Source organism: Bradyrhizobium sp. GW821-FHT13H05, assembly GCF_058804065.1.
The window spans coordinates 1-25,778 of the sequence record NZ_JBXAPO010000009.1 but is presented as its reverse complement, the minus strand read 5'-3'; the positions used below and the strand labels follow the sequence as shown (position 1 = coordinate 25,778).

Annotated in this window: 23 protein-coding genes; 12 read left to right on the top strand and 11 right to left on the bottom strand. The window is 64.2% G+C overall.

What is annotated here, in order from left to right; genetic code table 11:
* The first annotated feature begins 27 nt into the window (after window positions 1-27).
* The gene (locus AC1RR3_RS24985; RefSeq protein WP_492825750.1) at window positions 28-1,413 is read left to right on the top strand and encodes a tetratricopeptide repeat protein; all 1,386 of its coding nucleotides are present in this window, start codon (window positions 28-30) and stop codon (window positions 1,411-1,413) included.
* 45 nt (window positions 1,414-1,458) lie between these two features.
* Here AC1RR3_RS24985 and AC1RR3_RS24980 read toward each other — a convergent pair whose 3' ends face one another.
* Window positions 1,459-3,018, bottom strand: coding sequence for a winged helix-turn-helix domain-containing protein (locus AC1RR3_RS24980; protein WP_492825749.1), 1,560 nt, complete (start codon window positions 3,016-3,018; stop codon window positions 1,459-1,461).
* Between AC1RR3_RS24980 and AC1RR3_RS24975 the strand changes: the two genes are divergently transcribed.
* Window positions 2,911-3,174 (top strand): hypothetical protein, encoded by a 264-nt coding sequence (locus AC1RR3_RS24975; protein WP_492826066.1) that lies wholly within the window; start codon window positions 2,911-2,913, stop codon window positions 3,172-3,174. The genes AC1RR3_RS24980 and AC1RR3_RS24975 overlap by 108 nt on opposite strands.
* Window positions 3,175-3,245: 71 nt before the next feature.
* On the opposite strand, the gene AC1RR3_RS24970 is transcribed toward AC1RR3_RS24975, so the two are convergent.
* Together AC1RR3_RS24970 and AC1RR3_RS24965 are read right to left on the bottom strand one after the other, a co-directional pair.
* Complete coding sequence (locus AC1RR3_RS24970) at window positions 3,246-3,584, bottom strand: BA14K family protein (RefSeq protein WP_492825748.1); 339 nt, start codon at window positions 3,582-3,584, stop codon at window positions 3,246-3,248.
* Window positions 3,585-3,754: 170 nt separating this feature from the next.
* A complete protein-coding gene (locus AC1RR3_RS24965) occupies window positions 3,755-3,952 on the bottom strand; it encodes a hypothetical protein (RefSeq protein WP_492825747.1) in 198 nt (65 codons plus the stop codon).
* Between the two features lie 91 nt (window positions 3,953-4,043).
* On the opposite strand from AC1RR3_RS24965, the gene pcaB reads away from it, so the two are divergent.
* Window positions 4,044-5,405, top strand: a complete 1,362-nt coding sequence (gene pcaB / locus AC1RR3_RS24960; RefSeq protein WP_492825746.1) for a 3-carboxy-cis,cis-muconate cycloisomerase — start codon at window positions 4,044-4,046, stop codon at window positions 5,403-5,405.
* A 113-nt stretch (window positions 5,406-5,518) separates the two neighbouring features.
* On the top strand, window positions 5,519-6,775 hold the full coding sequence (locus AC1RR3_RS24955; RefSeq protein WP_492825745.1) for an aminopeptidase: 1,257 nt from the start codon (window positions 5,519-5,521) through the stop codon (window positions 6,773-6,775).
* 138 nt (window positions 6,776-6,913) lie between these two features.
* Here AC1RR3_RS24955 and AC1RR3_RS24950 read toward each other — a convergent pair whose 3' ends face one another.
* Window positions 6,914-7,468: a hypothetical protein gene (locus tag AC1RR3_RS24950; RefSeq protein WP_492825744.1), complete on the bottom strand. Its 555-nt coding sequence runs from the start codon at window positions 7,466-7,468 to the stop codon at window positions 6,914-6,916.
* Window positions 7,469-7,707: 239 nt separating this feature from the next.
* On the opposite strand from AC1RR3_RS24950, the gene AC1RR3_RS24945 reads away from it, so the two are divergent.
* Complete coding sequence (locus AC1RR3_RS24945) at window positions 7,708-8,163, top strand: cupin domain-containing protein (protein ID WP_492825743.1); 456 nt, start codon at window positions 7,708-7,710, stop codon at window positions 8,161-8,163.
* A 77-nt stretch (window positions 8,164-8,240) separates the two neighbouring features.
* Here the strand turns inward: AC1RR3_RS24945 and AC1RR3_RS24940 are convergent, their stop codons facing one another.
* The 5 genes from AC1RR3_RS24940 to AC1RR3_RS24920 form a co-directional block, all read right to left on the bottom strand.
* Entirely contained in the window at window positions 8,241-9,293 is a 1,053-nt protein-coding gene (locus tag AC1RR3_RS24940) for an amidohydrolase family protein (RefSeq protein ID WP_492825742.1), read from the bottom strand.
* 118 nt (window positions 9,294-9,411) lie between these two features.
* The gene (locus AC1RR3_RS24935; RefSeq protein ID WP_492825741.1) at window positions 9,412-9,933 is read right to left on the bottom strand and encodes a hypothetical protein; all 522 of its coding nucleotides are present in this window, start codon (window positions 9,931-9,933) and stop codon (window positions 9,412-9,414) included.
* A gap of 65 nt (window positions 9,934-9,998) precedes the next feature.
* Window positions 9,999-10,814, bottom strand: coding sequence for an MBL fold metallo-hydrolase (locus AC1RR3_RS24930; RefSeq protein WP_492825740.1), 816 nt, complete (start codon window positions 10,812-10,814; stop codon window positions 9,999-10,001).
* A gap of 92 nt (window positions 10,815-10,906) precedes the next feature.
* Window positions 10,907-12,436 (bottom strand): permease, encoded by a 1,530-nt coding sequence (locus AC1RR3_RS24925; RefSeq protein ID WP_492825739.1) that lies wholly within the window; start codon window positions 12,434-12,436, stop codon window positions 10,907-10,909.
* Window positions 12,433-13,182 (bottom strand): ABC transporter ATP-binding protein, encoded by a 750-nt coding sequence (locus AC1RR3_RS24920; RefSeq protein WP_492826051.1) that lies wholly within the window; start codon window positions 13,180-13,182, stop codon window positions 12,433-12,435. Before AC1RR3_RS24920 ends, AC1RR3_RS24925 begins: the two co-directional genes overlap by 4 nt.
* Window positions 13,183-13,449: 267 nt before the next feature.
* Between AC1RR3_RS24920 and AC1RR3_RS24915 the strand changes: the two genes are divergently transcribed.
* From AC1RR3_RS24915 to AC1RR3_RS24890, 6 genes are all read left to right on the top strand, one after another.
* Entirely contained in the window at window positions 13,450-14,325 is an 876-nt protein-coding gene (locus AC1RR3_RS24915; protein WP_492825738.1) for a branched-chain amino acid ABC transporter permease, read from the top strand.
* A 5-nt stretch (window positions 14,326-14,330) separates the two neighbouring features.
* The gene (locus AC1RR3_RS24910) at window positions 14,331-15,482 is read left to right on the top strand and encodes a branched-chain amino acid ABC transporter permease (protein ID WP_492825737.1); all 1,152 of its coding nucleotides are present in this window, start codon (window positions 14,331-14,333) and stop codon (window positions 15,480-15,482) included.
* Window positions 15,479-16,237 carry an ABC transporter ATP-binding protein gene (locus AC1RR3_RS24905; protein ID WP_492825736.1) on the top strand — a complete coding sequence of 253 codons (759 nt, stop codon included), beginning with the start codon at window positions 15,479-15,481 and terminating at the stop codon, window positions 16,235-16,237. The genes AC1RR3_RS24910 and AC1RR3_RS24905 overlap by 4 nt, the downstream gene beginning before the upstream one ends.
* Before the next feature lie 4 nt (window positions 16,238-16,241).
* On the top strand, window positions 16,242-17,030 hold the full coding sequence (locus AC1RR3_RS24900; RefSeq protein ID WP_492825735.1) for an ABC transporter ATP-binding protein: 789 nt from the start codon (window positions 16,242-16,244) through the stop codon (window positions 17,028-17,030).
* A gap of 94 nt (window positions 17,031-17,124) precedes the next feature.
* The gene (locus AC1RR3_RS24895) at window positions 17,125-18,963 is read left to right on the top strand and encodes an AMP-dependent synthetase/ligase (protein WP_492825734.1); all 1,839 of its coding nucleotides are present in this window, start codon (window positions 17,125-17,127) and stop codon (window positions 18,961-18,963) included.
* A 74-nt stretch (window positions 18,964-19,037) separates the two neighbouring features.
* Window positions 19,038-20,237: an ABC transporter substrate-binding protein gene (locus AC1RR3_RS24890; protein ID WP_492825733.1), complete on the top strand. Its 1,200-nt coding sequence runs from the start codon at window positions 19,038-19,040 to the stop codon at window positions 20,235-20,237.
* A gap of 195 nt (window positions 20,238-20,432) precedes the next feature.
* Here AC1RR3_RS24890 and AC1RR3_RS24885 read toward each other — a convergent pair whose 3' ends face one another.
* Both AC1RR3_RS24885 and AC1RR3_RS24880 read right to left on the bottom strand, forming a co-directional pair.
* A complete protein-coding gene (locus AC1RR3_RS24885) occupies window positions 20,433-21,554 on the bottom strand; it encodes a lysozyme inhibitor LprI family protein (protein ID WP_492825732.1) in 1,122 nt (373 codons plus the stop codon).
* 188 nt (window positions 21,555-21,742) lie between these two features.
* Window positions 21,743-22,474, bottom strand: a complete 732-nt coding sequence (locus tag AC1RR3_RS24880; protein WP_492825731.1) for a transglutaminase-like cysteine peptidase — start codon at window positions 22,472-22,474, stop codon at window positions 21,743-21,745.
* Between the two features lie 617 nt (window positions 22,475-23,091).
* On the opposite strand from AC1RR3_RS24880, the gene AC1RR3_RS24875 reads away from it, so the two are divergent.
* The coding region (locus AC1RR3_RS24875; protein WP_492825730.1) for a VCBS domain-containing protein at window positions 23,092-25,778 on the top strand (2,687 nt) is incomplete at its 3' end.

Genomic DNA, 25,778 nt, shown 5'->3' with positions numbered 1-25,778 from the left:
AAAACCTGATGTCACGGAGCCTTCCTGATGTGCGGCACGCGTTCTTCCGCGCAAATGTTCCCGTTTGCCAAACTCCCGCTGCGCGCCGTTCTGCTTGGCGCCGCCATGAGCCTGGTCCTCGCTGCCCCGGCTTCGGCCGGCGCCGATTGCGCGATGGGCAGCAAGACCGCTCCTGCGGAGCTGATCACGGCATGCAGTGCCATCATCGATCAGACCTCGAATTCAACGTCGGATCGCGCGGCCGCACTGCTGGTGCGGGCCGACGCCAATGCGCGGACCTCGGGCGGTCTCATGCAGGCGCTGCGCGACATCGACCGCGCCATCGCGCTCGACGGCAAGAATGCCAAAGCCTGGCGCCTGCGCGGCGACCTGCTGCGCGAGGCCGGCGGTGATCTCAGCCGTGCGGCGGCCGATCTCAGCAAGGCGATCGAGCTCGATCCACAGGATGCGGAGGCCTACGAGCTGCGCGGCGTGGTCTACACCACCCAGCGCCGGCTCGACCGCGCGCTGGCCGATTACGACCAGGCCATCAAGCTGAAGCCGGATGACGCGCAGGCCTGGTCCGACCGCGGCGTGACCTATTATCTCGGCGGCGACAACGAGAAGGCGATCCGCGATCTCAGCGAGGCACTGCGGCTCGATCCGAACCGGCCGCGCAGCTACACCAATCGCGGCGCGGCCTACAAGAAGCTCGGCCAGCTCGACAAGTCCGTCGCCGATGACGGCGAAGCGATCAGGCTCGATCCGAAGGTCGCCGAATATTACGACAATCGCGGCCTGTCGCTGGCGGCGATGGGCAAATACGACGAGGCAGTTGCCGATTACGACCAGGCCCTGAGACTGGCGCCGAAGCCGAACTTCTTCACCAACCGCGGCGATTCCTACCAGCTCAAGGGCGAGCTCGGCGCGGCGCTGAGCGACTACGAGGCCGCGCTGAAGCTCGATCCGAATTTCGCGCAGACCTACAACAACCGCGCCGTGCTCTACAAGAAGATGGGCGAGCGCAGGAAGGCGCTGGCCGATTACGAGACCGCGCTGAAGCTCGATCCCGGCAACGACAACGCGGCCGCCGGCCGTCGCGCCATGATTGCGGAGATCGCGAAATTCGGCGATGAGCCGCGCCGTCCGCTCGCGGCCAATTCCGGCAACGGCCCCTCGTTCGACTGCGCCACGGCCAAGCGCGAGGTCGAGAAAGTGATCTGCGCCGATCCGCAACTCGGCGTGCTCGACCGCCAGATCGCCGAGACTTACGAGCGCGTGCTGAAATCCGCAAGCAAGCGTTCGGCCGGTGACCTGCGCAAGACCCAGCGGGATTTCCTCACGACGCGCAACGCGAGTTTCGGCCGGCCCGGCTATGATCTGAGGAAGGTGATGCAGGAGCGGTTGCAGCGCCTGAATGCGGTGGAGGGTTAGTCGCTCCTCGCCTCTCCCCGCAAGCAGGGACGAGGGAGACGTTCGTCACCTCATCCCGGCGCGCCGGAACCCCTCGAGATAGTGCTCGCGATCCTCGGCCCGCAGCATCGGCAGCTCGCGGGTGAGCCAGGCGAGCGAGAGGCCGGGCTGGGTGCGGTGCAGGCCTTGTAGCGCGGACGCCGCGAGCTGAGCATCGCCCAGCATGCCCGCGGCGGCAGTCAGCACGCGATGGGCGCCGACGAAATCGGCACGCTGCCGCATCGATTCCCGCGCCATCTGGATCGAAGCCTCATAGTTGCCGCCGATGAACTGTGCATAGGCGGCAACGCCGCAATAGATCGCCGCGAGCGGATCGCGCGGGCTCAGGCGTAGCGCTCGGCGCGCCGCGGCATCGCCGTCCTGCCATCTCCCGGCGTAGCACAGCGTCACACCATAGAAGGCGTGCGCCATCGCAAAATTCGGATTGAGCCTCAAGGCCAGCTCGAACTCCGCCAGCGCGTCGTCGAAGCGACGGCGGAACAAATAGCTATAGGCGAGGCCGTGATGGGCCCAGGCGTCCTCGCGATCGGCCTCCACCGCCGCCAGCGCCGCGCGTTCGGCGACCGGCACGGTTGCGGCCATGTCGGCCCAGCCCATATGCGCGCCGAAGATATGGCTGGTCGCGAACAGGCCCAGCGCCTTGCCGTAAGCGGGATCGATCGCGACGGCCTTCTCGAGCAGGGCTTGCGCGACGGCATTGTCCTCGCGGGTGATGCGCCAGTAATGCGATAATGCGCGCATCACCAGATCCCAGGCGTCAAGACTGCCCGGCGGCTTCTGCTGGGCGCGAAAACTCTCGGCGGCATAGAGTTGCGGCTCGACCGCGGCGACGATCGCCTCGGTGATATCGTCCTGGACGGCGAAGATATCGGCAAGCTCGCGGTCGTAGCGCTCGGCCCAGAGATGGCTGCCGGTCGAGACGTCGTTGAGCTGCGCCGAGATACGCACGCGCTCGCCACTCCGCCGCACGCTGCCCTCGACCACGTAGCGCACGCCGAGCTCGCGCGCGACCTCGTGGATGTGTACGGCGCGACCCTTGTAGACGAAGGAGGAGTTGCGCGCGACGACGAAGAACCAGCGCAGCTTCGACAGCGCGGTGATGATGTCCTCGCTGATGCCGTCGGAGAAATAGTCCTGCTCGCGGTCGCCGCTCATGTTGGTGAAGGGCAGCACGGCGATCGCGGGCCTGTCGGGCAGCGCGAGCGTCGTCTGCGGCGCTTGTGTCCCGCGGCCCGGTTCCGGCGCGATCGCGGCGAGCTTGGTCTTGACGTCGCCGACGAAGCGAAATCCCTTGCGCGCGATGGTGCGGATCAGCGCCTGGCTCGCGCCATTGTCGCCGATCGCCTTGCGCGCCGCGTTGATCCGGCTGGTCAGGGTGGATTCGGAGACGCTGCGCCCGTGCCAGATTTTGTCGATCAGCTCGTCCTTGCTGACCACCCGGTCGCGGTTTTCCATGAGGTGGACGACCAGGTCGAAAACCTGAGGTTCCACGGAAATGGGAACCTGCTCGCGGCTCAGCTCGCGCCGGTCGGTGTCGAGAAGATGATCCCGGAACAGAAACTGCACGTCGAGAACTCAGACCTCACGGCGACATCAGGCAATGAAGAAATCAAAATGGATTTCGACTCGAAGTCTGTAAGTCCGCTGAGCGGTCGAGCCGGTTCACCGCAATCGCGGGATGGCAGCCATGCTGTTTTCGTAGGGGAATACAACCTGAATTAGAATGTGGCCGTTTCGGTCAGATTGTCGCGGGCGGGATGATCTGGCCCGCGATTGAAACAAGGGCGGAAGTGCTAGGGGCAGGGATGGCGCCGGCCGTCGTTGCCGAGATACATGCCGGTGTTCGGGTTGTAAGACTTGTAACGCTGCATGCAGTACTGCACGTCGCCCTCCGGCGGCGGTCCATAGGCGACGGGCGGCGGCGGGTAGCCCGGTCCGTAATAATAGGGCGAGCCATAATAATAGGGCGCAGCGATCGCGCCGCCGATCAACGCGCCGGCTGCGAGCCCGCCGATGAAGGGAGCTCCGCCCCAGCCGCGACGCCCGTACCAACGCACCTGTTCGATCTGGCTCGGTGCAGATTGCGTCATCGCCAGTGGCTGACCGATCGGTGCGGCCGACACATCGGTCATTGACGCTGCCGACAGTCCCGCAAGCAGACAAGCTCCAGCAACGAAGTGAAACGATTTCAGCATTGTGGTCTCCTCGTCATGCGGCGGCTCCCGCGCCGCAGACAAGTGATAGTGCAATTGGAGAAGTGCGCTGAATTAAAGTTTGGACAGGAGGGTAATACGTGCAGCCGTCATTGCGAGCTGCGAATGATCTCCGTCATCCTGAGGTGCCGGAGCGCAGCGGAGGCCTCGAAGGATGGACGGCCCGGCTGCATCGCGGCCGAGCATCCTTCGAGGCTCTGCGCACGCTGCTTCGCATCGTGCGCCTCGCACCTCAGGATGACGGGGCTGAAGTCCGGCAGCGCGGTGGCGAAGCCATCGCGCGACATCGAATATGTGACGAACTGTGAATGTCCATTGCCGAACACTGCGACCTGCGTAAGCTAGCCCCGCACAAACAACAGCCACGAAGAAACGCCCATGCCCGCTTTTCACGCCTCGACCACCGTGCTCGACTCCATGCTGTTCCGCGATGCGTTTGGAACGCCTGAGATGCGCGAGGTGTTTTCCGACGTCGCGCTGGTCGGTCGCTATGCCGAGGTCGAGGTGGCGCTCGCGAAGGCGGAGGCGACATGCGGCGTGATCCCGCGGGAGGCCGCCGTCGAGATCGCGGCCCGGACCGACGTCGCCGCGCTCGACTTCGATCTGCTCCGGCAGGAGACCGACATCGTCGGCTATCCGATCCTTCCCCTGGTGCATCAGATGGTGAAGCAATGCGGCGACGCCGGGCGCTACGTGCATTGGGGCGCGACCACGCAGGACATCATGGACACCGCCGTGGTGCTGCAATTGCGCGCCGGCTTCGAGTTCATCGAGCGCGACATCGCCGAGCTGCGAAAGATTCTCGCTGACCTCTCCAGGCGTCACCGCGACACGCCAATGGCGGGCCGCACCCATCTGCAGCAGGCACTGCCAGTCACCTTCGGCTACAAGACCGCGATCTGGCTGGCGATGTTCGACCGCCACGCCGAGCGCCTGGCGCAATTGAAGCCGCGGGTGCTGGTCGGCCAGTTCGCCGGCGCCGCCGGCACGCTGGCCTCGCTCGGCGACAAGGGCTTCGAGGTGCAGGAGGCGCTCTGCGCCGAGTTGAAGCTCGGCGTTCCCGCCTCGACCTGGCACGTGGCGCGTGACGGCTTCGCTGAAGCGGTGAACTTCCTCGCGCTGGTCACCGGCTCGCTCGGCAAGATCGCGCTCGACATCATGATCATGGCCTCGACCGAGTTCGCCGAGGTCTACGAGCCCTTCGTCAAGGGCCGCGGCGCCTCCTCGACCATGCCGCAGAAGCGCAACCCGATCTCCTCGGAACTGATGCTCGCGGCGTCCAAGGCGGTGCGGCAGCACGCCGGCCTGATGCTCGATGCGATGGTGCAGGATTTCGAGCGCGCCACCGGTCCCTGGCACGCCGAATGGATGGCGATCCCCGAAAGCTTCGTGCTGACCGCCGGCGCGCTGCACCAGGCCAAGTTTGCGCTCGCCGGTCTCATCGTGGACGAAACAAAGATGAACGACAATCTCGCCATTAGTCGTGGCCTGATCGTGGCCGAAGCGGTCATGATGGGGCTGGCGCCGCAGATCGGGCGGCAGGAGGCGCATGACGTGGTCTATGATGCCTGCCGGCTCGCCAATGAGAGAGGTCTGACGCTGGCAGATGCGCTCTCGTCCGACTCCCGCGTCTCGACCCGGATCGACCGGGCCACGATCGATGCGCTCACCTCACCGAAAAATTACCTCGGCCTTGCTCCCGCCATGGTCGACCGGGTGCTCAAATCGGCAACGCGTTGAAAACCAAGATGCGTGAAACCCCGTATCTTTCACAGTCCCCAAGACGCTCGCATACTTGTGTCTGGCGATGCTAGACTTAGATTGAACATGAGACTTTCGGCAGAGGACCCGGCATGACCGATCAACGCATCACCGCCACTCCCATCGATCCCGTGAAACTCGACCGGCTGGCCGAGGTGGCGGTGAAGGTGGGCCTGGGCCTGCGGCCGGGACAGGATCTGCTCTTGACCGCGCCGGCGATTGCGCTGCCGCTGGTGCGGCGGATCGCCGTGCACGCTTACAAAGCCGGCGCCGGCATCGTGACGCCGATCCTGTCCGACGAAGAGATGACGCTGGCGCGCTATCGCCACGGCCACGACAACAGCTTTGATCGCGCCGCCAACTGGCTCTACGAGGGCATGGCCAAAGCCTTCTCGGACAACACCGCGCGGCTCGCGATTGTCGGCGACAATCCCATGCTGTTGTCGGGTGAAGATGCTTCCAAGGTCGCGCGCGCCAGCAAGGCCAATTCCATTGCCTATCAGCCGGCGTTGGAAAAGATCGTCAATTTCGACACCAACTGGAACATCATCGCCTATCCGAGCGCGGCCTGGGCCAAGCTGGTGTTTCCCAACGATCCGGAAGAGGCTGCGATCGGCAAGCTCGCCGACGCGATCTTCGCGGCGTCCCGCGTCGATCGCGAGGACGCGCCGGCCAATTGGGCAAGCCACAATGCGGTGCTGCGCGAGCGCACCAACTGGCTCAACGGCCAGCGTTTCCGAGCGCTCCAGTATTCGGGACCGGGGACCGACCTCACCATCGGGCTTGCTGACGGCCATGAATGGGAGGGCGGTGCCTCGCTGTCCAAGAACGGCATCAGCTGCAACGCCAATATCCCGACCGAGGAAGTGTTCACCACGCCGCATTGCCGCCGCGTCTACGGTCATGTCGTGAGCTCGAAGCCGCTGTCCTACCAGGGCACGCTGATCGACAACATCGCCGTGCGCTTCGAGGACGGCAGGATCGTCGACGCAAAAGCCTCGCGCGGCGCGGAGGTGCTGAACAAGGTGCTCGACACCGACGAGGGCGCGCGGCGTCTTGGCGAAGTGGCGCTGGTGCCGCATTCCTCGCCAATCTCGCAGAGCGGACTGTTGTTCTACAACACGCTGTTCGACGAGAATGCGGCCTCGCACATCGCGCTCGGCCAGTGTTATTCGAAATGCTTCGTCAACGGCGCCCAGCTCACGCCGCAGCAAATCGCGGCGCAGGGCGGCAACCAGAGCCTGATCCATATCGACTGGATGATCGGCTCGGCCGAGACCGACATCGACGGCATTCTCGCCGACGGCAGCAAGGTGCCGGTGTTCCGCAAGGGCGAGTGGGCGAAGTAGCACATCTTGCGGTCCATCCTTCGAGACGCCCGCCGTCGGCGGGCTTCTCAGGATGAAGTCTTGCTTCGTTGCAACATCCCAGGCCCTCATGGTGAGGAGCGCCGCTTGCGGCGCGTCTTGAACCATTAGGCCCTGTGCCTACGCCGCCGCGTTGCGCAGCATCGGGTTGCTGTCGATGTTGAAGCGGTTGAACAGTGTCGTGAACGGGCTGCCGTCGGTGGCTCGCACGATGGCGTCGGACGCAGCCACTGCCTCGTAGAGCGTAGCGACCGGATCATGTGGCTCGGGCAGTTCGAGGTGCCCGCGGATTTTCTCGCGGGCCTCGTTGACCTCGTGCTCGTCGTCGAGTGTCGCCTCCAGCGCATCCGCAGCGCGTCGCATCTCCTGGAGGTCGCCCCCGGCGGAGAATTTGAGGATGCCCAGCCAGTAGGGGCGGGTGACGACGAGCTGGATGAATGCCTCGAAGCTCGCCGCGATAATGCCTGCCCGGCCCTCCGATGAGACGTAGAGCACAGCCTGCGACGGCAGCAGTATGAAGGCACCGCCGGAGCCGTCGCCGCCGACCTGCCGCGGGCTTTCGATGCCGTCGATGGTGAACCAAAGCTCCTCGTCCGGCGCGAAGGAGATGTCGAAGCAGCCGAACCAGGCGACGACCTCGCCCTTGGCTGTCAGGACCTCTGGGGTGAGGGGCATCGGCGTGGCTCCTTCTAGGGTCGCTTTCGCGCATTTTGTCGCACCCCGGAAAAGATGGGTTCATGTGCGCGAATTCGCAGGGAAATCGTGACGTTAACCGCTTCGCATCTGCAACTTGCGGCTGATTGTCAGGGCCTGCGTAAGAAAGAATTAAAAACCGGCTACTAGCGTTCCCAACATGTTTCGAAACAATCCGGGCCAAGACCCGGCCAACCATATTATATCCCCTGGGGAAGCAGATGTCGCGCGCATTGATTGAAATCGGTAGTTGCAATGTGGATCTCGAGCTGCGGCCGATCGAGCCGGCCTGGATCATCGAAGGCAACCCGGTCTCGCGCTCGCATATCCTGTCCACCAGCTCCGACGGCACCGCATCGACCATCATCTGGCACTGCACCGAAGGGCGCTTCAACTGGTATTACGATATCGACGAGACGATCATGATCATGGAAGGATCGATCGTGCTTGAAAGCGACGGCATGCCGCCGAAGCGCTACGGCCCCGGCGACGTCATCTTCTTCCGCGACGGCGCGCATGCCAAATGGCATGTCGAGGGCTACGTCAAGAAGATCGCCTTCTGCCGCAAGACCAATCCGGTCATGATCGGTTTCCTGATCCGCGTCGTCAACAAGCTGAAGCGGATGTTCGTCTCTGCCGGCGAGCGCCGTCCCGCCTCGCTGATGGGGGCCGGCTAGCCATAAAGTTTCACGAACGCTTCCCAGCGGCCACGGCAGAAGAGGGGTCGGGACCAACATCCCGGCCCCTCTTCTCGTCATGACGGCAATTCGAGCCGGTAGACATCGGTCGCGGTCTGCGAGAACAGCGCCGTCTTCTCGGCCTCGCTCAAGGGCGCCGCGATGCGCTTGAAGGCGTTGAAGATCACCTGGTAGCTGCACTGGCCCTTGTCCGGCGGGAAATTACTCTCGAACATCGCGCGCTTTGGCCCGAACGCCTCGATGCAGGTCTCGACATAGGGCCGCCACGCCGCGGCAAGCTCCTCGGATGAGGGCGGCCTCTCGCGCAGATGGAAGTCGTAGCCGAGCAGGCACATCGCGAGGCCGCCGAGCTTCACCACGACGTTCTCGCACTTCGCGATCTCCCGGATCGAGGCACGCCATTGCGGAAACACCTCTTCGCGCCGTCCGGCGAACCGGCCGACGCCGGCCGGGCCACCGCAATGGTCGAGCACGATCCTGGTGTCGGGAAAGGCGCGCGCCAGCTCGGTCAGCTCGCCGATCTGTGGGTGAAACAGCCAGGCATCGAAGCTGAGGTTCAAGGGCGCAAGGCAGGCAAAGCCCTTGCGGAAGGTCGGGTCCTGCAAAAGTCCCTTCGGCCGGTTCGCGTACATGCCGGCGACGACGGGGTCCTGGTCCCAGGCTGAGGAATGCCGGATGCCGCGGAAGCGGCCGTTGCCGGCGGCGATCTCGGCTTCCAGTACCGGCTTTGCGGCATCGCCCAGCAACAGGTTCACATGGCTGACGATGCCGGCGCAAATCGCGGCCGTGCCGTAAGCACCGCTGGCGCTCATCGCCGCGACGCCATTGGCGAATTCGACCTCGCCGACGGGCCGGAATGCCTCAGGCCCATGCGCGCGATACATCGAGCGGCAGTCGACATAAACCGTAGCGATGATGTTGTGGCCGGAGGCGATGTCATCAGCCATCTCCTCGATCAGATAGCGATGGCCGCGATTCCAGAGATGATGATGGGGATCGACGATCGGCCGGGCCGGATCGATGATCTCCTCCTGATGCAACGCGAGCCAGTCCTCGCGCGGCTCGACGAATAGCCCGCTCGTGTTGGCGGGCAGACCGCTTGCAGCCATCGGCGTTCGCTCCCTCTATGTCTCTTATTGTTTGTGGCGGGAGCCTAACACCCAATCCATGCACGCAGCACCGCGCGCAGCGCAACCGCGCTCATCACCGCGAGCACATCGGGCATCGTCAGCCCTTTCGTCGCCTCGCCCTCACGTCGACCACCAGCCGCCAATCCGGCGCCGTAGCCGGCTTGACCTCGCCGAGCCAGTGGAAGGCGTCGTCGGTCATCTCCGTAAAACTCCAGCGCGTTAGCTCGCCCGACTCGGTCGTGCCTTCCTGCACGATGTCATCGCCGCGCGGACGGCCGATCTGCTGGCGGAACACGCTGCGGCCGGGATCGAACCAGGAAATCCGCCAAGCGGACATCGTGGGGTCGTAAACCCGGAGCGTCGTGCCGTACCAATTACCGGCGATCGGAAAGGCCTGAGAGCCCGCGGGGCGGGGAATGATCCAGACGTCCTGGACGGCGCGGCCTTCCAGCACCCAGCTGAAATGGATCTCGCCGGGTGCGGTGTGTTTCGTCCCTCCAGGACCGTGGGCGGTGATCCCGGCATCCCAATCACCGACGAAGCGGCCATAAAGCTGGAGCGCTGCGGCGTGCTCCGGGTTCGGTCCGTCCGCGTGCAACAATCGTGCAAAATCTGTCATGTCGATCTCCTGTTGCGGGGAGATCAGCATCAACGGGCCACAGCCGGCTTGGAGAAAATTGCGCGTCAGACGCCGTCCAGGATGATCACCGTCGGCTTTGTCGGCAGCGCATCCCGTGACATCCGGAACGAACGCTCGCTGCGCCGGTCGATCTCGAACTGCTGACCGATGAGGTGCATGAATTCTTCGAGCGGCGTGGCGAAGCGGTGCATCGGCAGTACTACGGAGGCGCGCAGCCGCTTGGTGATCTCCGAGACGCCGTCGAGCGACATGGTGTAGGTGCCGTCGATCGGCACCATGACGATATCGAGCCGCCCGATCTGGGCGAAATGGCTCTCGTCGAGCTTATGGTGGAGGTGGCCGAGATGGCCGATGCAGAGGCCGGCGACCTCGAAAATGAAGATCGAGTTGCCGTCGGGGATCATGTTGGTGCCGGAATCATCGCCGAAATAGCGGCGGATGTCGGTCGTGACGTTGCGAATGAAGGTGTCGCCGATCCGCTCCGAAACGATTGCCGGCTTGCCGTCGTCGCTCCAGCCATGCAGCACGTGGGGAATGCGCTTGTCCGGATAGAGAGAGTAGTGCGTGCTGTGGGCCCGGTTCATGGTGGCGACATCGGGCAGTCGCCCGACCTGGTAGGCGCCGCTATAGTCGGTGGCGATGCGCAGGCCGCCGGGCGTATCGATGAAATAGGTGGAGTGGCCGGCATAGGTGATCTCGACCTCGGCGGCCGCTGCTGCCTGCCGGAACGCGACCGGCATTGCGCGGGGCGCGGCGTTGGCCATCGCCAGGCATTCGCTGCGTTGTGGCGGTTGCTGGGCGAGGGCAGGTGAGAAGAAAGCGCCGAACAGCGCCAGAGCCGCCGAAACTATTCGCCACATGAAACCGTCCCCAATGACGCCCGGGGGAAAGTCTAGCGTGCAATGCAGCGCGAGGCCAACAGCCGGCGATCAACAGCGCGTCAGTGTCGCACCTATTGCTCTCGCTTTGGGCTGAACTTCCAGGTGATGGCAACGAGGCCGGCGGTGATCAGTCCGCTGACGAGGCCGGCGATGGGAAGGGCCAGCAGCAGCGCGGCGCTGGCGGCCCAGCCGATCGAGGAGAAGGCCTCGGCAAAGGTCGCCAGCCGCGACGAGGTCTGGCGGCGGCGGAATTGGCTGCGCCGGGCCTGCACCCGGAACCAGAGCTGGATCGCGGTGGCGGAGGCCGCGCTGATGATGACGGCTCCGGCGCTGACGGCGGCCTGGAACGGCGAGGCGAAGGCCAGCGCCGCGACCAGCGGGCAGAAGATCATGGCGATCGCGATCAGCACCACCTCGATCTTGGCGCGGATGACGCTGGACGGTGTCAGCGGGGCGGTCGCGACCAGGTCGGGCGCGTCCTCGCCCGAAATCGTCAGCCAGGCGAGCCCGCCGGCGAGCTGTCCCGCCGCCATGACGATGACGGGCGTGATCAGCGTCAGTGCGGCAGAACTGTCGGCAAAGCTGCGCCAGAGCAGCAGCGCCGGCGGCACCAGATAGAGCAGCTGCATCAGGGTCTGCGAGATCAGCCAGGGATCGCGCCAGAGCAGCGAAAACTCCTTGCGCCGCAGCGCCTGCTGTCGCGACCCGCCGCGGAACGGGCGCTCCTTTGCACGCTTGCTGCCGGACTTGCCGTAAGCGGCGGCGTCGATCGCGGTGTCGGCAAAGCGGCCCGAGAAGATCGCCATGACGCTTCCGAGCAGCACGAGCCCGAGCGCCATAAGCAGCAGCAGCGCCTCGCTGTCGCCCAGAGCGGCCCGCGCCGGCCACCACCAGATGCTGTCGACGTCGGGGGCGTGTTTGGCAAAGGTGCCCGATGTCAGGATGGTGATGCGCGACAGCGTGCCATAGGACATGATCGCTGCGACCTGGAGCGCGATCACGAAGCCGGCGCCAATGATCGCCGCCAGGATCTGAGCGACGAAGCGTGTCCGTGCCGGCCCGATCAGGCGGAACAGGACAATGGTGACGGCAATCGCGATGGCTGCGGCCGAAAGGCCCATGGCGACGACGACGCCGAACGCCGCAAGCCAGCGCGGTCCGCCGCCAAACACCAGCACGTCGATGAAGGGCGTCGAGAACAGCAGCGCCATCATCGTGACGGTGAGCGCGATCGCGGCGATGCGCACCGAGAACAGATTGGCAAGCCGCGCCGGCGAGGACATGATGAGGTCGAGATCGGCGCGGGCGTAAAACACCCGCGTCACCGATTCGATCGCCTGCGACAGCATCAAGGTCCAGGCCAGAAAGATCGTCGCCGAGATCACGATCAGCGAGGACTTGTCGAGCGGCAGCTGCAGATCGGCGAAGCGGCCGATCACCGCCCAGGCCGGCACATGCAGCAGCACCGCGAAGAACAGCAGGCCGATCACGGCGGCGCGCGCCCGCTTGCGCCGTCCACCGGTCATCATGGCAAACCATTCGCGCCAGGCGAGCCGGAGCTCGTGGCGCGCAAACCAGGACAGCGCGGTCGCTGAACTCATGCGGCTTCCTGCAGCGTCACCAGCGCGATGAAGAGATCTTCCAGGCTGGTGTCGGCATGGCCGTTCTGCTGGCGCAGCTCGGTCAGCGTGCCCTCGGCGACCAGGCGGCCGGCGGCGATCACGCCGATGCGGTCGGCCATGCGTTCGGCCACCTCCAGAATATGCGTGGTCATGATGATGGTGCAGCCGGCCTGGACGCGCTCGCTGAGGAGGCCCTTGACATGGCGTGCGGAGACGGCGTCGAGGCCGGTCAGCGGTTCGTCGAGGATGATGAGGCGGGGATCGTGCACCAGCGCGCCGGCCAGCGCCACCTTCTGGCGCATGCCCTTGGAAAAGCCCTCGCAGCGTTCGTGCCGGTGCGGTTCGAGCCCGAGCGAGGCCAGGAGTTCCTGCGCGACCGGTTCCGAGATCGAGGGCGCGATGCCCCAGAGGCCGGCGACGAATTCGAGATATTCGAGCGGGGTGAGCTTGTCATAGATCATGGGCTCGTCGGAGACCCACGCCATCACCTGCTTGGCGGCGACCGGGCTTGCGAGTGCATCGATGCCGAAGATCGAGACCGCGCCGGCATCGGGCCGGAGCAGGCCTGCAACCATGCGCAAAGTGGTGGTCTTGCCGGCGCCGTTGGGGCCGACCAGGGCGTAGAATTCGCCGGCGTGAATGGTGAGATCGAGGCTATCGACCGCCAAACGGTCAAAACGCTTCGTTAACCCTCGGACTTCCAGTGCCGAGTTGTCCGGCTTCATGACGGCCACACCATCCGGTTTTGCATCGCCCGCGACCATGACCTGAAGATGTTTCGGCACCGTGAATCGCGCTGCCGCAAATTCCGGCATCCACCCTGGACCAAACACCCCTACAAGTCACCGTTTGTTGACAGCGCTTTGCGGTTCGGGCTGAATTGGTGCCGGGACAAGAGGAGCTCACGCAGCGAAACGACTGCGTAGCGACTGGACACAAGATGCGGCGAGGCGGTCGAAGAACCGCCGGTTGCATCGGGAGGAAGCGCGACGATGCTGGATTTCGTTCAGCAGCTGGTCAGCGGTGTTGCGCTCGGCTGCGTCTACGGCCTGATCGCGCTCGGCTTCGTGCTCGTCTACAAGGCTACCGAGGTCGTCAATTTCGCCCAGGGCGATCTGATGATGCTGGGCGGCTTCTTTGCCTTCACCTTCATCGGCATGATGGGACTGAACTACTGGATCGGCTTTGCCGGTGCGGTGGCGGCCATGGCGTTGTTCGGCATGCTGGCGGAGCGCGTGGTGGTGCGGCCGATCCTCGGCTATCCGCAATTCTCCATCATCATGGCGACCATCGGGCTCGGCTACTTCCTGCGCTCGATCGCAGGCATGATCTGGGGGACCGATGATCTGAAGATCGAGACGCCGTTCAGCCAGGGCGTGCTGCGCATCGGTTCGCTGGTGCTGGCCTACGACAAGCTCTCGGTGATCGCGGCGACCATGATCCTGTGCACGCTGCTCTATCTGTTCTTCAACAAGACCACGCTCGGCACCGCGATGCGCGCCAGCTCGGAGAACATGCTCGCGGCCTATTACATGGGCATTCCGGTCAAGCGCGTGGTGTCGATCGTCTGGGCGATCAGCGCGGCGGTCGCGACCTGCGCCGGGGTGCTGCTGGCGCCGATCACCTTCATCCATTCCAATGTCGGCCTCGTGCTCGGGCTCAAGGCGTTTCCGGCCGCCGTCCTCGGCGGCTTCGGCTCGATCCCGGGCGCGGTGGTCGGCGGCGTCCTGATCGGCGTGATCGAGAGCATGGCCGGATTCTATCTGCCCGAGGGCTGGAAGGACGTCGCGCCCTACGTCGTGCTGCTCACCGTGCTGCTCTTGAAGCCCGAAGGCCTGTTCGGCCTTCACGTCCGCAAGAAGGTCTGAACATCATGCGCTTCCTGTTCAAGACCGACTACGACGACGACATCAAGCTGTTCCCGCATTCTGGTTATTACGTCTCCTACGGCATCCTGCTCGCGCTGCTGCTGGTCGCGCCCTACGTGCTCTCCAGCTATCTGATGAGCCAGCTCGTCTTCGTCTGCATCTATGCAACCGTCGGCGTGGCGCTGCTGATCCTGACTGGATTCACCGGGCAGGCCTCGCTCGGGCACGCGGCGTTCCTCGCGATCGGCGCCTACACGGCGGCGTATTTGCAGACGTACAACGTGCCGTTCCCGGTCTACTTCCTCGCCGCAGGCCTTCTGTCCGGCTGCATCGGCGCGTTGGTCGGCTTTCCCGCGCTGCGGCTCCAGGGCATCTACCTCGTCATCGCCACCATCTCCTTCGCCCTGATTGTCGAGGAGATCCTGGCGCGTTGGGAGAGCGTGACCCACGGCAACGAGGGCATGCGGGTGAAGACGCTGTCGCTGCTCGGCGTTGCGGTGCCGCGCGACAGTCCCACCTTCTATTTCCTCTGCCTTGCGGTGCTGGTGCTGACCATCGTCGGCACGCTCAACCTCTTGCGCTCGCCGACCGGGCGCGCCTTCGTCGCGATCCGCGACAGCGAGACGGCGGCGCGCAGCATGGGCGTCAACGTCGCGCTCTATAAGGTGAAGTCCTTTGCGATCTCGGCGGCGATCACCGGTTTTGCCGGCGTGCTGTTCGCCCATAAACTCTCCTTCATCTCGCCGGAGATGTTCACGCTGCAGCTCTCGATCGAGTTCATCATCGTGATCCTGATCGGCGGCAGCTTCAGCCTGCACGGCGCGGTGCTGGGCGCGATCTTCATCGTGATGATCGATCCATTCCTGACCTATTTGAAGGACGACATGCCGGGCATCATCGCCGGCATTGCCGCGACGTTCGGGGCGGGAGCGGCAACTGCGGCAAGCGTCCAGTCCAAGGTCGCGGCCTTCGCCTCGCTGAATGGGCTCAAGGGCGCGATCTACGGCATCATCATCGTCTTGTTCGTGCTGTTCGAGCCGCTCGGGCTCTACGGCCGCTGGCTGAAGATAAAGCTCTTCTTCCAGCTGTTCCCGCTCTACAAGCGCGCCACCTTCAAGCGGCAGAAGATCTACGTGAAGTCGGAGCGCAACCGATGAGCTATTTCCGCGCCGAGAACCTGTCGCTGCATTTCGGAGGCCTCAAGGCGGTCGACGCGGTGTCCTTCGCGCTGGAGAAGGGCGAAATCCTTTCGATCATCGGTCCCAACGGCGCCGGCAAGAGCTCGATCTTCAACCTGATCTCGCGGATCTACCGGCCGACCTCGGGCCGCATCTTCTTCGAGGACCAGGACATCACCGAGCAGCCGCCTTACGATATCGCGAGGCTCGGCATCGCCCGCACCTTCCAGAACATCGAGCTGTTCGAGAATGCGACCGTGCTGTCGAACCTGCTGGTCGGGCGTCACCGGCATTCGACCACCCGGCTCTGGCAGGAGCTGCTGTTCCTGCCGAGCGTGCGCGCCAACGAGAAGGTGCATCGCCGCCGGGTCGAGCAGGTCATCGAATTCCTCGACCTCGAGCCTTACCGCGACAAGCTGATCTCGGGCCTGCCCTACGGCGTGCGCAAGGTGATCGAGCTGGCGCGTGCGCTCTGCTCGGAGCCAAAACTGATCCTGCTCGACGAGCCGTCCTCCGGGCTCAATGTCGAGGAGACCGACGACATGTCGTTCTGGATCCGCGACATGAAGAACGAGCTTGGCGTCACCGTGCTGATGGTCGAGCACGACATGTCGCTGGTCAATCGCGTCTCCGATCGCGTCATTGCGCTGAACTACGGCCGCGTGCTCGCGATGGGCTCGCCGGCGGAGGTGCAGCAGCATCCCGACGTCGTCGCCGCGTATCTGGGAGCCTGACGCGATGGATGCCGCGGTGACACCGGATATCATCCTGAAGCTCTCCAACATCGAGAGCTATTACGGGCCGATCATGGCGATCCGCGGCATCTCGCTGGAGGTGCCGCGCGGCCGCATCGTCACGCTGCTCGGGGCCAACGGCGCCGGCAAGACCACGGTGCTGAAGACGATCTCGGGCATCCTCGATCCGCAGAAGGGCGCGATCGAGTTCATGGGCAGGTCGATCCAGCGCATGGAGGCCGACCGGATCGTGCGGCTCGGCCTTAGCCATGTGCCCGAGGGACGCGAGGTGTTTCCGTTCCTTTCGGTGCGCGAGAACCTGATGATGGGCGCCTATCCGCGCAGGGATCGCGACGGCGTCGCGGAGGATCTGGAACGCGTCTACGGCTATTTCCCGCGGCTGAAGGAGCGCATCAACCAGCCGGCCGGCCAGCTCTCTGGCGGCGAGCAGCAGATGCTCGCGATCGGACGCGCGCTGATGAACCGGCCGACGCTGCTGCTGCTCGACGAGCCCTCGCTCGGCCTGTCGCCGCTGCTGGTGAAGGAGATTTTCACGATCATCCGCCGCGTCAACGAGGAGCAGGGCATGTCGATCCTGCTGGTCGAGCAGAATGCCAAGGTGGCGCTGGAGACGGCGCATTACGGCTATGTGCTCGAGATCGGCCGGATCGTGATGAACGACACCTGCGACCGCTTGATGCATTCCCAGGACATCCAGGAATTCTACCTTGGCGCCAAGGAAGCGGGCGCGCGAGGCGAGCGGCGCTGGAAAAAGAAGAAGACTTGGCGTTGAAGGAAGACTTGGCGTTAGATGAACTGACCCGTCCGCGAACATAGACCGCCGGCAAGGCAGGCAGCGGAGGGAAGGCGACAAGGAGGAGACGCGCATGGCCCGACCGGCGGTGCTGACGGTCGCTGATACGATCGCAAAGAGCTTTTTGCGCGCCGCGGAGACGCGGGCCGACAGGCCTGCGATCCGAGAGAAGAAGTTCGGCATCTGGCAGCCGACCAGCTGGCGCGAGTGGCTGGAGATTTCGAAGGAGATCGCCTACGCGCTTCGCGCGATCGGCTTCATGCCCGGCGACGTGGCCTCGATCATCGCCAATGCCGTGCCGGAGTGGGTCCATGCCGACATGGGTATCCTGTGTGCCGGCGGCGTCTCCTCCGGAATCTATCCGACCGATGCCTCGTCCCAGGTCGAATATCTCGTCAACGACTCCAGAACCAAAGTGATTTTCGCCGAGGACGAGGAGCAGCTCGACAAGCTCCTCACCTGCCGGGCCCGCTGCCCGTCCCTTCAGACCATCATCGTGTTCGACATGGAAGGCCTCAGCGGTTTCTCCGACGACATGGTGATGTCGCTCGACGCGTTTCGCGCGCTCGGGCGCAATCATATGGTCGGGCGCGAAGGCCTGTGGCAGGAGATGATCGACAGCCGCAGCGCGGGCGATCTTGCGGTTCTTGTCTATACGTCCGGCACCACCGGTCCGCCCAAGGGCGCGATGCACGCCAACCGCAGCGTCACGCATCAGATGCGGCATGCCAACGACTTCATCCCCGCCCGGGAGGACGAGGACCGGCTGATCTTCCTGCCGCTCTGCCACGTCGCAGAGCGGATCGGCGGCTATTACATCTCGGTCGCGCTCGGCTCTGTGATGAATTTCGCCGAGAGCCCGGAGACGGTGCCGGACAATCTGCGGGAGGTGCAGCCGACCATCTTCCTCGCGGTGCCGCGGATCTGGGAGAAATTCTATTCCGCCATCACCATCGCGCTGAAGGACGCGACGCCGTTCCAGCAGTGGGTTTACCGCCGCGCCATCGCGGTCGGCTACCGCATGGTCGAGTGCCGGATCGAGGGCAAGGTGCCGCCGCTGTCGCTTCGCCTCGCCAACCACATCGCCTACCGGCTCGCGTTCCGCAACATCCGCCGCATGATCGGGCTCGATCGTTGCCGCATCGCCTTCACCGGCGCGGCGCCGATCGCGCCGGAGCTGATCCGCTGGTATCTCGCGCTCGGCATCGACATGCACGAGCTCTACGGCCAGACCGAGAATTGCGGGGTCGCCACCATGATGCCGGCGACGCGGATCAAGCTCGGCTCTGTCGGCACCGCCGTGTCTTGGGGCGAGGTCGCGCTGTCGCCCGACGGCGAGATCCTGATCAGGGGCGACTTCCTGTTCATGGGCTATCTGAACCAGCCGGAGAAGACCGCGGAAACGATCGATCCGCGCGGCTGGCTGCGCACCGGCGACGTCGGCACCATCGACAACGAAGGCTTCGTCCGCATCACCGACCGCATGAAGGACATCATCATCACATCAGGCGGCAAGAACATCACGCCCTCCGAGATCGAGAACCAGCTCAAATTCTCGCCCTACATCTCGGATGCGGTCGTGATCGGCGACAAGCGGCCGTATCTCACCTGCCTCGTGATGATCGACCAGGAGAATGTCGAGAAGTTCGCCCAGGACCACGACATCCCCTTCACCAATTATGCGAGCCTGTGCCGCGCCACCGAGATCCAGGACCTGATCTGGCGCGAGATCGAGCAGGTCAACGTCAACTTCGCCCGCGTCGAGACCATCAAGAGGTTCTTCCTGATCGAACGCCAGCTCACGCCGGAAGACGAGGAGCTGACGCCGACCATGAAGCTGAAGCGTAACTTCGTGAACAAGCGCTACGCCGCCGAGATCGACGCGATGTATGGCGCGCGGGCGGTAGCGTGATCTGCGTCTTTGAGAACAGCGAAGGAGCCATGGCCACGCCCTTCGTACAACATGGGCCTAAGGAGGAGACGTCAATGTCGAGATCGTTGAGAGCGTTCGGCTTTGCGGTAGGCGCGGTGGCGCTCACCTGTCAGCCGGCCCTAGCGCAAACCAAAGTCACCAATGAAGGCATCTCGGCAACCGAGATCGTGATCGGCACCCATCAGGATCTGTCGGGTCCGATCAAGGGCTGGGGCGTGCCTGTTTCCAACGGCATGAAGATGGCGGTCGAGGAGGTCAACGCCGCCGGCGGCGTCAACGGCCGCAAGATCCGGCTGGTCGTCGAGGACAGCGGCTACGATCCGAAGAAGGCCGTGCTGGCCTCGCAGAAATTGATTGAGCGCGACAAGATCTTCGCGATGGTGGGACCGATGGGTTCGCCGACCGTGCTCGCCGCGCAGGACATCCTGCTCGACGCCGGCGTGCTGCAGCTGTTTCCGCTGACAGCGGCCGAGTTCACCTTCAAGTTCGATCCGGCCAAGCCGCAGGAACGGCTGAAGTTCAACAATCTCCTGCCCTATGTCGAGAGCACGCGCGCCGCGCTGAAATACATGATGGAGTGGAAGAGCTTCCAGAAGCCCTGCATCATGCACCAGGACGATGAGTACGGAAAGAACGTGCTCGACGGCTTCAACCAGCAGCTGGCTGTCATGAAGGTGCAGCCGGCTTCGATCACGAGCTACAAGCGCGGCGCCTCCGACTTCAGCGCCCAGGTGGCGAAGATGAAGTCCGACGGCTGCGACCTCGTCGTGCTCGGCGCGGTCCTGCGCGAGCCCATCGGCGCCATGACCGAGGCCAGGAAGCTCGGCTGGGACGTCACCTTCCTCGGCGCGACGCCGACCAACGTGATGGAGGTGCCCCTGCTCGGCAAGGAAGCCGTCGAAGGCCTCTATGCGGCCAGTGGCTTCGAGATCCCGTATGAGGACACCGCCAAGGGCAAGGTCCACGACTGGCTCGTCAACTACAAGAAGATGTTCAACACTGACGCCAACACGCAGGCGATCATCGGCTACAATGCGGTGATGACCTTCGCGTTCTATGCGCAGAAGGCGGGCAAGGACCTCACCGGACAGAAGATGCTGGACTCGCTGGAATCGGGCGAAAAATTCCTCGACATCTTCAACTCGCCCGCGACGAAGTTCTCCAAGACCGACCACCTCGCCAACACCATCACCCAGGTGCAGCAGGTCAAGGGCGGCCGCTGGGTCCTGGTGAAGGACAATCTGATGTTTTGATCTCTCGCCGCGCGAACGGTGCACCCTCGCCCCTTGTGGGAGAGGGTGGATCGCCGCGAAGCAGCGATCCGGGTGAGGGGTTCTCTCCGCGCGCGAGACTCTCGCAGTTGGATTCGCTGAAGCAGACCCCTCATCCGGCGCTTCGCGCCACCTTCTCCCACAAGGGGAGAAGGAAGAAAGCGCGACAGGCGACACCTACGACCCCCCGCCCGCAGTCCCCGAATTCACCGGCGCCAGTTCGTCCTCGCGGCAGCGCCAGCCGTCGGCGGCTTTGACGAAGGCAAACGTCCGCTGGATCCTCAGGCGGCGCGTGACATTGAAGGCCTCGCCGGATCGCTCCTTGTTGCCGGCCGCGGCCGGCTGCGGACGGCCCGTCCTCGGGTCCCAGCAGGTGCCCGTGCAGGCGGACGCGACCTTGCTGCAGGTGGCGAAGGGCGCCAGCACGACCATCTCGATCTCGCCGGTGACCTGCGCCTCCTGGTCGGTGACCTGGCTGTCGAGTGCGTAGACACGGTTGATGCGCAGGAAATTGCCGCAGGAATTGGCGGCGTGAATCCGCGCGGCGCAGAAGTCGACCGCGTCGGTGTCGGGGGTGCGGGCCGCGACCTGCCGGCCGAACACTTTTTTCGGATCGCCCTTGGCGGCAGCGATCTCGCCCGTCTTGTGCTTCAGATAGTCGGCAAGACAATCTTCCGCGGATTCGAGCTCGGCAAGCGGCACGTTCTCCTTGCCGACCAGATTGCATTTGCGATCACGCTCTCGCGTCCATCGTCCGTATTCGGCGAAGGCAAAGCGGGCCGCGGTCGGGTCCAGCTTGCCGATCAGGCCGAGCACCTGGCCGTTGAGCTCGGTTTCGGCAAGCGCCAGCGACGGGTCCGCGCAGATCAGCGCGCCCGCCGCAGTGTTGGACGCAAGACAGTCGAAATCCGGATCACGCAGCACCGCGGCGCGCTCCTCGGTCACCTTGAGCAGGCAGGCCTTCACCCGGTCGAAATCGTCGGTGCGGATCGCGGTCTGGCCGACGATGCCGCAGCCGAGATTGCGCTGACGGGTCCAGATCGCGTTCTCCTCGATTCCAGGCAGGCGATCGGGCAGGCGGGCGAGCCGCGCCTCGATCGCGGTGCTCAGCTTCTCGGCGGCGGCGGCAAGCTCGGCATCACCGCAGAACAATTGATTGCCGGGGTCGCGGATTGGCTGGCAGTTGTTCCTGGCGAACAGCGGCAGCCTGTCGGCGATGGAGCGGTCGGATGGGCCGGATTGCGCGGACGCGGCCGGGAGCGCCAGCAGCGCAAGCACAGTCAGCACGATGAACCGCATTCCAGTCGCCCCCTAGCATAGCCGCAGCCATGCTAGCGTCCCGGATCGCGCGGTGGAATGAATTTGTGTCAGAAGTCTACGTGAGACCCGTAGCCCGGATGGAGCGCAGCGCAATCCGGGATTCGTGCGACAAGTGATAGCGGCCCCGGATTTCGCTTCGCTCCATCCGGGCTACGAGACCACTACGATCAATGCGCCTCGGCCGTGGCCATCGAGAACCGTACGGGCTCATCGACATATTTCATCACGGCCGACTGGTAGAGCACGAACAGCGGCTGGTAGGTTCGCGCATCGTCGTCCTCGACCATCGCCATGCGGCGATTGTCGAGCATCAGCCAGTGGCCGTCGAGCTTTGCCGCGGCAACCGCGTGCTCTTCGCCGGCCCTGACGTCACGCACCACGACGATGCGGAGGTCCTCGGTGGCGAGGCCGGCGAGCCGCAGCGCGGCCAGCTTGGCGATGGCATAGTCTTCGCAGTCGCCGGCGCCGCGCGCGAAGGTCGCAAGCGGCGAGCTCCAGACGTCGTCTGCGCCGTCATCGGCGGCGCGGACGGCGAGGTTGATGGCGCGGTTGGTCTCGCCCAGTTTCGCGCGGCCGTCGCGGCTGCGGGCCTGGTCGACGATGGCGAGCAGCTTGAGGGCGGCGGGTGAAGCGCAATTATCCCGGTCGCCGTCGCACAGTGCGAGCTGCACCATGTCGTCGTCGAGCTTCTGCTTCAGCGCGAACCATTTCTGCTGGAGGCTGCCGGACGAGATGGCGAAGGCGAACACGCCGAACGGCTCGGCGGATTTGCGCACGAGCAGGCCTGCGCCCGGCGACAGCAATGTGCCGGCGCGAAGCTCTGCGGCCGATCCGAGCAGGATCAATCCGCACACGACAAGGATTGCGCGCCAGGCGCGCGAGCGAGCAGCGATTTCCATCTGACATCCCCTTCCGACTTCGTCAGGTCCCCCTCGACCTCGACGTGCCGGCTTTGTTGCTTTCGCGGAGATAGTGCGAGGTGGGCCGTTTTGTTCTGCTTAACGCGCCCGGCAGGGGTCCCAAAACCGGGCAACAGGCTGAAACGAGCCTGTCCAGATTGCGTAAAATTTTACGATTTGCGGGCTAGGAGGGGGCCGGCTGCCGCGAAATGGAACCAATTGCAGGCAGAAGTTGTGCGAGTGCCGATTCTGCGTCCTATGGCTAACAACCCGCTATTTCACGGGTTCTGTTAGTTGGATCACAGATTTAACTCCGTATTTGCCGCAGGATGCTGCGGAGCACTGCGAAGGAAAGATGACACAAGTATCTGCTGCCGGATTTTGGCGGATGATTACTTTGGATGACTGGAAATGCGTACCCGTGAGCAGATTTCGACTTCAGAGTACTCGAAAAGTTACTTTGGATTTTCTTTGATGGTACCGCTCGGCAGGGGTCGCCACGGCCAAGTGACGCGAAATCACACAAGCAGTAGATGGTTTCGCTAAGGACTTGGTAATGCTATGCAAGCTTAAGCGGTCGATACTTACTTAAATTTTAACCCTTTTACGGTGCCCGGTTGAATTACGCTGGCAAATTTGACGCCGCGATCTTCTTGGACGGCCAGGGTTCCCGCTTGCCCGCGGATGGCCATGTCGATTCCTTTACGGCCAAGCCCTTTACTGTAAAGGCGCATGGTCACGTGCCTGATGGCGCGTTCGTAGTTCCCGACCCCAACCTGATCTTCAACGGCGACTTCAAGCGCGCGGGTGTCGACCTCGTGCTGTCCCACGACGGTCATGAGTTCGTCGTTCACGATTATTTTAGGGGCGACAAGCGCGCGGCGCTTGCCTCGCCCGATGGCGCCCACCTCACCGGCGACATTGTCAACGCGCTCACGGGCCACGTGCAGTATGCGCAGGCCGCGGGCGGCATCGCCGCGGCCCAGGTCATCGGCCACGTCACAAAACTCTCCGGCAGCGCGACCGCGATCCGCAACGGCGTCTCGGTCATCCTGAACAATGGCGACAATGTCGAGAAGGGCGACGTGGTCTCGACCGGCGCCGACACGACGCTGGGCATCACCTTCATCGACGGCACCGTGTTCGGCCTGGCCTCCAATGCGCGGATGGTGCTGAACGAGATGGTCTACGACCCCAACGGGTCGAACAACTCCTCCCTGCTCAGCCTGGTTGCGGGCACCATCACCTTCGTCGCCGGCGAGACCGCCAAGCACGGCGACATGAAGATCGACACGCCGGTCGCCACCATGGGCATCCGCGGCACGGCGGTGCTGAGCCAGATCCATTTCGTCGTTCCCGCCGGTGGCGGCGATCCGCAGCCGGAGGCGAGCTTCCAGGTGCTGGTCGAGCCGAACGGCACGACCGGTTCCTACATCCTGTTCGACAAGGTCACGCTGCTGCCGATCGCGACGGTCAACCAGGCCGGCCAGATGATCCAGATCAGCGGCGGCAACGTCTCGATCTCCAATGCGCTGATGTCGCCGGACATTCAGAAGCTGATCACGGATGTGTTCACGCTGAAGTTCACCGACAACAACACCAACACCAAGCTGACCACGAACTTCACCGATACGATCACGCCGACCAGCGACGGTCTGATGTTCAAGACCCAGGGCGGCTACATCGCGACCGTGGTCTACACCAACACCACTCAGCAGGGGTCGGATCCCGGCCACAATCCGTCGACCAGCAACCGCATCCCTGGCCCGCCCGATGCGCGCAGCCTCGATGCCAACGGCAATGTGAAGACGGCGTTTTCGCTGACCGAGCGCGCGGACACGACTGGCGATACGGCTCCCGACAAGGTCGTCGGCCACATCACCTTCGTCGACCAGAATCTGGGTGACCGGCCGACGGTGAGCGTGAGCCTCGCCGGCGCGCCGAACTATGTCTACAAGAGCGCCGGCCAGCAGGATGTCACCGGCTCGCTCACCGATCTGCAGAAGCAGGACATTGCGGCGACCCAGATTGACATCCAGGTCGTTGCCGACGGTGGCAACAACAACAACGGCTCGGCGGTCTGGACCTACACGATCCCCGACAACGTCTTCGACTTCCTCGCGGCCGGCGAAACGCTGACGCTGACCTACATGATCCGCGTCAACAACAATTTCGCGGTGAATCCTGAATCCACCTACATCCCGATCACCGTCACGATCACCGGCACCAACGACAAGCCCACCGTCGCGACGGCGGGCGGGACCGTCATCGAGAAGGTCGGCACCGGCAACGAGGCCCACGACACCATCACGGGCACGGTCACCTTCACCGACGTCGACCTGACCGACCGGCCGATCGTGAGCGCTTCGCTCTCGTCCACCCAGCCGTTCAAATATCTCGATGCCGACGGCAATGATATCACCGCGACGCTGACGCCCGAGCAAAAGGCCGCGATCGCCGCGGTCGAGGTACCGCTCAGCGTGGTGCAGGGCGCGGGAAATGCCAATAACGGTTCGGCCACCTGGACCTACAGCGTTATCGACCATTATTTCGATTTCCTCGCTGACGGCGAGAAGCTGATCCTCAATTACGTCGTCCAGGTCGATGACGGGCATGGCGGCGTCGTCACCACGTCGATCACCCTGTCCATCGACGGAGCCGACGTCAGCGTCGAAGGCACCAACGACGTGCCGACCATCGTCGAGGCGTCGACGACCCCGGCCGGCACGGTCATCGAGGATACATCGGCGACGCTGAGCACCGGCGGGACCATTACCTTCAACGATCCCGACCTCACGGACACTCACACCGTGAGCTACGCTCTGAAGTCGACCACGTCGAGCGCGCATCTCCCCGGGTTCACCGATGGCACTTCGCATATCGGCACGTTCGCGCTGACGGCGGTGAGCGAGAGTCCCGGCGTCAGCACGATCGGATCCGCCGGCTGGAGTTTCACGCTCGATGACGGCAATTCGGTGCTGCAGTCGCTGGCCGAAGGCCAGAGCATCACCCAGGTCTACACCGTCACTGTCGATGATCATCATGGCGGGAAGGTCACCCAGGACGTCACCGTCACCATCACCGGGACCAACGACAAGCCGACCATCACCAGCAGTATTGCGGACGCCGCGGGCACGGTGACCGAGGATGCGGCCACGCCGACGCTGACCACCGGCGGCACGCTGGCGATCCAGGACCTCGACCTGATCGACACCCACACCGCGACAGCGGTGTTCAAGTCCTCGACCTCGACCGCGCATCTGCCGGGCTTCAGCGACGACACGCATATCGGCACCTTCACCAT